Source organism: Halomonas sp. GFAJ-1 (assembly GCF_000236625.2).
Taxonomy (GTDB): domain Bacteria; phylum Pseudomonadota; class Gammaproteobacteria; order Pseudomonadales; family Halomonadaceae; genus Vreelandella.
In genome coordinates this window covers 1-6,466 of record NZ_AHBC01000041.1, presented here as the reverse complement: position 1 = coordinate 6,466, position 6,466 = coordinate 1, and the positions used below count along the sequence as shown (strand labels likewise).

The following is a 6,466-nucleotide window of genomic DNA, read 5'->3' as shown; positions in this document are numbered from 1 at the left end:
TTAAGATTTTTTTTGTTTCTTTGTTTAAGAAAGTGAGTGGCTTTGGTTTTTCAAGTCACGAATTTAAAACAAAATCTAGTTCTTCTGGTTCTGCTTTGCTAGATCTTGGTGAGGGTAGTGTTTTCAATTTTCAGCATAATCCTTTCGCTAAGATTCGCGGAAATGTTACGGGGAAAAAAAATAAAATAATAGTTGGTAGTGGGTCTAAAGTTGACTGTGAAGTTACTATGGCTGGCGATTTTAATAAACTTTATATTGATGAGGGCTGCAAGGTTAAGGGCAGGATTATAATAAGAGGTAATAGGCAGAAGGTGCGAGTTTTTAGAAACACTACCTTTCAAAATGTATATATCCTTTGTCAAGAAGGCTGTGATGTTTTAATTGGTCGTAACTGCATGTTCTCTCGTGACATAGAAATACGTACCACTGACGCTCATTCAGTAGTCGATGTACAAACGCGTGAGCGAGTTAACAAACCTGCTTCGGTTAAAATTGGTAATCATGTATGGGTAGGCGTTGGCAGCTTAATTAGCAAAGGCTCACAAATCCCCAATGATTCCATCGTAGGTGCATATTCTTTCGTAAATAAGAAATTTACCGAGGAAAATGTGCTAATCGCAGGTACTCCTGCAAAAATTGTCAGGCATGGGGTGACCTGGAACAGGGGCCGTAAGCCCAAGTTCACCCAGGCACAGCTTGAACATTGGAAAGAACCACCATCAAAGACGGAATGATGACCATGAATTTGAACGGCTACAATATCTCTATCGCGAACGACAAAGCATTTACCCTGCTGGCGGGTATCAACGTGCTTGAGTCCCGTGACCTTGCCATGACGGCCTGTGAAAAGTATGTGGAAGTCTGTGGCAAGCTGGGTATCCCTTACGTGTTCAAGGCCAGCTTTGACAAGGCCAACCGTTCTTCCATCCACTCTTACCGTGGCCCCGGCCTGGAAGAGGGCATGCGCATTTTCGAAGACGTGAAAAAAGCGTTCGGTGTGCCCGTGATTACGGATGTACACGAGCCTTGGCAAGCCGCTCCCGTGGCGGAGGTGGTCGATATCCTCCAGTTGCCCGCCTTCCTGGCTCGCCAAACGGATCTGGTCATGGCACTGGCCAAAACGGGCAAGCCTATCAATATCAAGAAACCCCAGTTCTTGAGCCCAGGGCAAATGGTCAACATCGTCGAGAAGTTCAAGGAAGCAGGCAACGACCAGCTCATGCTCTGCGACCGGGGCACCAGCTTTGGTTACGATAACCTGGTGGTCGATATGCTGGGCTTTGGAGTGATGAAAGATACCTGTGGCAACTTGCCCATCATTTTTGATGTTACCCATGCACTGCAGCAGCGTGACCCGCTGGGTGCCGCTTCGGGTGGCCGTCGCAAGCAAGCATTAGAGCTGGCCCGTGCCGGTATGGCCGTGGGTATTGGTGGCCTGTTCCTGGAAGCACACCCCGACCCGGACAACGCCAAGTGCGATGGCCCCAGCGCCTTGCCACTGCATTTGTTGGAGCCGTTCCTTACCCAGATCAAGGCTATCGACGATGCAGTAAAAGTTATGCCTGCGCTGGAAATTGATTAAGGAGTTGGCTGTGTCTACCTCTAACCGTGTTGCGCTGGTTATACCTGCGCGTTTCGGCTCTAGCCGTTTGCCCGGTAAACCCCTGGCCGATTTGCTGGGCAAGCCTATGGTGCAATGGGTGTTTGAGAAGGCACAGCAGGTGCCTTCTGCCCATACCGTGGTGGTTGCCACTGATGACCAGCGCATTGTCGATGCCGTGAACGCGTTTGGCGGTAAGGTGGTGCTGACATCAAAGGATCATCCTTCCGGCACCGACCGCTTGGTCGAAGTGATGGGCCAAGTAGACGCTGATATCTACATCAACTTGCAAGGGGATGAACCCCTGGTTCGCCCCAGTGATGTAGAACAGCTTGCGCAAGGCATGTTGGTCGACCCCACCGTAGATGTGGGCACGCTTTACCATGCCATTGAAGATGAAGAGGCCCAGAACCCTAATGCAGTAAAAGTTGTGTTAGGGCAGGCGGGTAACGCGCTCTATTTTAGCCGTTCCCCTATACCTTACCCCCGCGAGGGGGATAAACACCCCGGCTTTAAAAAGCATGTGGGGGTGTATGCCTATCGCAAACGCATTTTGGAGCAGTACGCCCAGTTGCCTGCCTCGGCATTGGAGCAAACTGAACAGCTCGAACAGCTGCGGTTGCTAGCGGCAGGCCTGCGTATCCGCGCCTTTGAAGTAGCGCCCACTGGGCCAGGGGTCGATACCCCCGAGTGCCTTGAAAAAGTGAGGGCAATACTGGAAGGCAAGCCCTATACACCCGCGTCGCCACTGGCCCACGTCAAGCTACTGATTACCGATGTAGACGGCGTGCTGACTGATGGTGGCATCTATTACGATGCCACAGGTGAATGCTTGAAGCGTTTTCATGTGCGTGATGGCTTAGGCATGCGCTTGCTGGAAGAGTGCGGTATTAGGGTGGCGGTGCTTTCTGGCCGGGATTCCCCCACGTTACGTAAACGCGTGGCGGATCTGGGTATTAACCTGCTTGCGTTTGGTGTGAAGGACAAATATGCGGCGTGTTTAGCGCTTATGGAACAAGCAGGCGCCACACCAGCGCAAACCGCTTGTATCGGTGATGATTCTATTGATCTTCCTGCCTTTGCGGCGTGCGGGCTGTCTTATGCCGTGGCCGATGCTCCCAGCTATGTGAAGCAACATGCCACTGGCGTGCTTACCTTAGCGGGTGGCCAAGGGGCCGTGCGAGAACTGGCAGACGCCATTCTTACTGCTCATGGCCGGGCAGATGTATTTAACTCAGCGAAGGGCTTCCATTCAGTTTCTGGTGGAGCTGCCCAATAAAGTGGCAGAGCAACGTGATAGAAAAGGATAGACATCAAATGTCGAGTATCAACGTCGGTAAAGAAGTATTCGAAGTCCAGGCCCGTGCATTGGAAGCAGCGGCTACCCGACTGAACGGTTCCTTCGACCAGGCCGTGAATATGATTCTTGAAACGCCGGGGCGCGTGATTATTTCCGGTATGGGTAAATCGGGCATCATTGGTAACAAGATGGCGGCCACACTGGCTTCTACCGGCACGCCGAGTTTTTCCGTGCACCCGGCGGAAGCCTATCATGGCGATTTAGGCATGTTCACTGCCGACGATGTGGTGGTACTGATCTCCTATAGTGGCGAGACGGAGGAAGTGATTCGCTTAATTCCATCACTACGCCATTTTGGGGTAAAAACAATTGCGATGGTGGGCAATCCGGACTCAACCTTAGGCCGCAACTGCGATCTGGTACTGGATGTATCGGTAGAGCGTGAAGCGTGCCCGAATAACTTAGCACCCACCACTTCCACGACCGTGACGCTAGCCATGGGCGATGCGCTGGCGGTGGCGCTTATTGAACGGCGTGATTTCCAACCCCATGACTTTGCGGTATTCCACCCTGGCGGTAGCCTGGGTAAACGGTTGCTGACGCGTGTGAAAGACGTGATGCACACGGAACTGCCGATTTGTGCCCCGCACGACAACATGAAAGAAGTCATCATGACCATTACTCAAGTTGGTTTGGGTATTGCCGTTGTCGTAGATAGAGGCACCATTAAAGGCGTTATTACGGATGGTGATTTGCGCCGTACACTGTTTAACCACGATAGCTTTGATGGATTAACAGCTGCTAGCGTAATGACTCCCTCTCCGCTCACCATCAATCAGATGGAAATGTTTGCAGATGCTGAAAACATTATGCTGAAGGCCAAAGTGACCTCTTTGCTGGTGGTGGGAGAAGAAGGGGCGCTAAGTGGTGTGCTAAAACTTCAGGATGCTGGGCGGCTTGGCTAATCTAGCTTTATCTAAACAATTAGTGTTTTTTAATTCAGCATGAAGTACTTATGAAAGTATTGGGGTTAAGAGGGGCAGGATACATTGGTGCCCAGGTGGTCAAGCAGCTGGCCCGTTCAGGGCACTGTGTTGTCGTGTTGGATAATCTGTCTACTGGCTTTCGTGAGTTAGTGAAATATGGTGAACTGGTAGAACACGATTGAACCGATACTGTGATGCTCAACTAATTGTTGAGCATCATCATTTTGTTGGCGTCATGCATTTTACCGACTTCAGCTTTGTAGGCGATTAGGTGAACGACTGTGACAAACATTATTGTAACAATGTCACCAATACCCTCAATCTGCTAGATGCTATGGCGTGCAACGCTTTATTTTCTTTTCTATAGCGGCAGCGGCCAGCTTTGGTGAATCTGAATACGTGCCCTTTGATGAAGCACACCCGCAACTACCCATTAACCCCTCCGGTGCTAGCAAGCTGATGGTAGTGTGGGTATTAATGGACTATTCCGCAGCTTATGGGCTTCGCTTTATTGCGTGGCGTTATTTTAATGCGAGTGGTGCTGACCCTGAAGGTGTTTTGGTTGGATCGTTTTGCTCTAAGTGTATATTAATCAATACGTTTTTTATCACGATCATCGTCATGGCTATATTGCGCACGGTAAATATATTCGGTGCGAATGGCAAACCTAGCAAGGGAGACGCAAATGGACGCCATCACTCAAGATTTTTTTGATCAAACCCCAGATGCCAACGTGGCAAAAGAGCGTGTCGCCTTTGGTACATCAGGCCATCGAGGGCGCGCTGCTGACCGCACCTTTAACGCGGCGCACATTTTTGCGATTACCCAAGCCGTGGTGGATTACCGTAAAGCGCAAGACTACCAAGGGCCACTGTTTTTAGGTTTTGATACCCATGCGCTTTCTCGCCCTGCCTGGGAGTCCGCGCTGAGAGTCTTGGCGGCTAATAAGGTGCCCGTGCTGATTGAAAAGCATCACGGCTACACGGCAACGCCGCTGGTTAGCCACGCTATTTTGCAGCACAACAGCCTTCAACATCAGGCGATGCCAGGAGCGGCCAAAGCCGATGGCCTGATTATTACGCCCTCCCATAACCCACCAGAAGATGGTGGTATTAAGTACAACCCGGCCCACGGTGGGCCTGCCGATACCGACGCTACAACATGGATTGAGCAGCGTGCTAATGCCTATTTGCTAGGTGAGTTAGGCGAAATGGCGCTGGTTTCGGTTGAAGATGCGCTCGCTTACGCCCAGGAGTATGACTTTACGGCCCACTACGTAGCGCAGCTGGGTAAGGTGGTGGATATGGCGGCTATTCAAAGCGCCAGCCTTACGCTAGGGGTAGACCCCATGGGGGGAACCGCGCTGCCGGTATGGCAAGCGGTCGCTGAGCACTACGGCCTTAATCTTGAGGTGGTCAATACCACGGTCGATGCCAGCTTTAGCTTTATGCCGCCTGATCACGACGGCAAAATTCGCATGGATTGCTCCAGCGCTGCCGCCATGGCGAACCTGTTAAACATTAAAGACCGTTTTGATCTTTCTTATGGCAACGACCCTGATGCCGACCGCCACGGTATTGTGGATGCCAACGGGTTGATGAACCCTAACCACTTCTTAGCCGTGTGCGTGGACTACTTAATCAGCCACCGACCCGAGTGGGCAGTGACACTTAAAATCGGTAAGACGCTGGTGTCCTCTTCCATGATTGACCGAGTGGTTGCCTCCCACGGGCGTGAGCTTTATGAAGTGCCGGTAGGGTTCAAGTGGTTCGTGGATGGCTTGCATGAGGGGTGGCTTGCCTTTGGGGGAGAGGAGAGCGCAGGCGCTAGCCTGCTTACCCATGATGGTAAGGCATGGTCTACTGATAAAGACGGTATTGTGCTGTGCCTATTGGCCGCCGAGATATTGGCGGTTACCGGTAAAACACCGAGCGAGTATTACCGCACCTTAACCGAGCGTTTTGGCGAGCCGTTTTACAAGCGGGTCGATACTGCCTGTACCGCTGAAGAAAAAGCCGCTTTCAAACAGCTAAGTGCAGAGAGCGTTACCGAAACCATGCTGGCGGGTGATCCGATCACTGCCGTACTGGTCAACGCCCCTGGTAACGGTGCAGCCATTGGTGGTTTGAAGGTAACGACTGACAACGGCTGGTTTGCTGCCCGCCCCAGCGGCACGGAGTCGCTTTACAAAATATACGCTGAGAGCTTTAAGGGCCCGCAGCACTTAGATGAACTGATCGAAAGTGCCACAAAGCTACTTTCCGGTGTGTTGGGTAGCTCGGTGTAAACTGCAGCGTACCCGCATAGCGATACTGGGATTAGCAAAAATCCGCGTAAACCCTCGCCCGATTGAGGGCGGGGATACAAGCGGGCAGCGCGCTAGCGCTGCAGGGGTTGTAGTGTCGTATTTATCTGGCACTATACATTCATACAGTCAACGAGTTGAAGCCGTTGTGTTAACAGCCACCAAAGTACGCATCTACCCCACCCCCGAACAGGCTGATTTCTTGAATCAGCAATTCGGCGCGGTGCGGTTTACGTACAACAAGGCACTGCACATTATCAGCTCGCAGTACAAGC

General features: G+C 51.6%; 7 protein-coding genes and 1 pseudogene. All 8 read left to right on the top strand.

Going from position 1 to position 6,466, the window contains the following annotated elements; genetic code table 11:
- Nucleotides 1–734, top strand: a 734-nt coding sequence (locus MOY_RS17265) for an acyltransferase (RefSeq protein WP_009100119.1), incomplete at its 5' end; no start/stop codon positions are given.
- A 5-nt stretch (nucleotides 735–739) separates the two neighbouring features.
- Nucleotides 740–1,582: a 3-deoxy-8-phosphooctulonate synthase gene (kdsA, locus tag MOY_RS12155; RefSeq protein ID WP_009100116.1), complete on the top strand. Its 843-nt coding sequence runs from the start codon at nucleotides 740–742 to the stop codon at nucleotides 1,580–1,582.
- Between the two features lie 10 nt (nucleotides 1,583–1,592).
- Nucleotides 1,593–2,879, top strand: a complete 1,287-nt coding sequence (gene kdsB, locus MOY_RS17730) for a 3-deoxy-manno-octulosonate cytidylyltransferase (RefSeq protein WP_009100115.1) — start codon at nucleotides 1,593–1,595, stop codon at nucleotides 2,877–2,879.
- A gap of 38 nt (nucleotides 2,880–2,917) precedes the next feature.
- Nucleotides 2,918–3,865: a KpsF/GutQ family sugar-phosphate isomerase gene (locus MOY_RS12140; protein WP_009100113.1), complete on the top strand. Its 948-nt coding sequence runs from the start codon at nucleotides 2,918–2,920 to the stop codon at nucleotides 3,863–3,865.
- A 50-nt stretch (nucleotides 3,866–3,915) separates the two neighbouring features.
- Nucleotides 3,916–4,068, top strand: a complete 153-nt coding sequence (locus tag MOY_RS17420) for an NAD-dependent epimerase/dehydratase family protein (protein ID WP_202813490.1) — start codon at nucleotides 3,916–3,918, stop codon at nucleotides 4,066–4,068.
- A 154-nt stretch (nucleotides 4,069–4,222) separates the two neighbouring features.
- A pseudogene (locus MOY_RS17415) lies at nucleotides 4,223–4,600 on the top strand (GDP-mannose 4,6-dehydratase); the annotation flags it as partial.
- Complete coding sequence (pgm, locus tag MOY_RS12130) at nucleotides 4,572–6,173, top strand: phosphoglucomutase (alpha-D-glucose-1,6-bisphosphate-dependent) (RefSeq protein ID WP_009100112.1); 1,602 nt, start codon at nucleotides 4,572–4,574, stop codon at nucleotides 6,171–6,173. The pseudogene MOY_RS17415 and the gene pgm, both read left to right, overlap by 29 nt.
- The coding region (locus tag MOY_RS17725; RefSeq protein ID WP_328287039.1) for a helix-turn-helix domain-containing protein at nucleotides 6,130–6,466 on the top strand (337 nt) is incomplete at its 3' end. The genes pgm and MOY_RS17725, both read left to right, overlap by 44 nt.

Coding starts and splice junctions, on each gene's coding strand:
- pgm (WP_009100112.1), top strand. CDS start 4,572: ATGGACGCCATCACTCAAGATTTTTTTGATCAAACCCCAGATGCCAAC.
- kdsA (WP_009100116.1), top strand. CDS start 740: ATGAATTTGAACGGCTACAATATCTCTATCGCGAACGACAAAGCATTT.
- MOY_RS12140 (WP_009100113.1), top strand. CDS start 2,918: ATGTCGAGTATCAACGTCGGTAAAGAAGTATTCGAAGTCCAGGCCCGT.
- MOY_RS17420 (WP_202813490.1), top strand. CDS start 3,916: ATGAAAGTATTGGGGTTAAGAGGGGCAGGATACATTGGTGCCCAGGTG.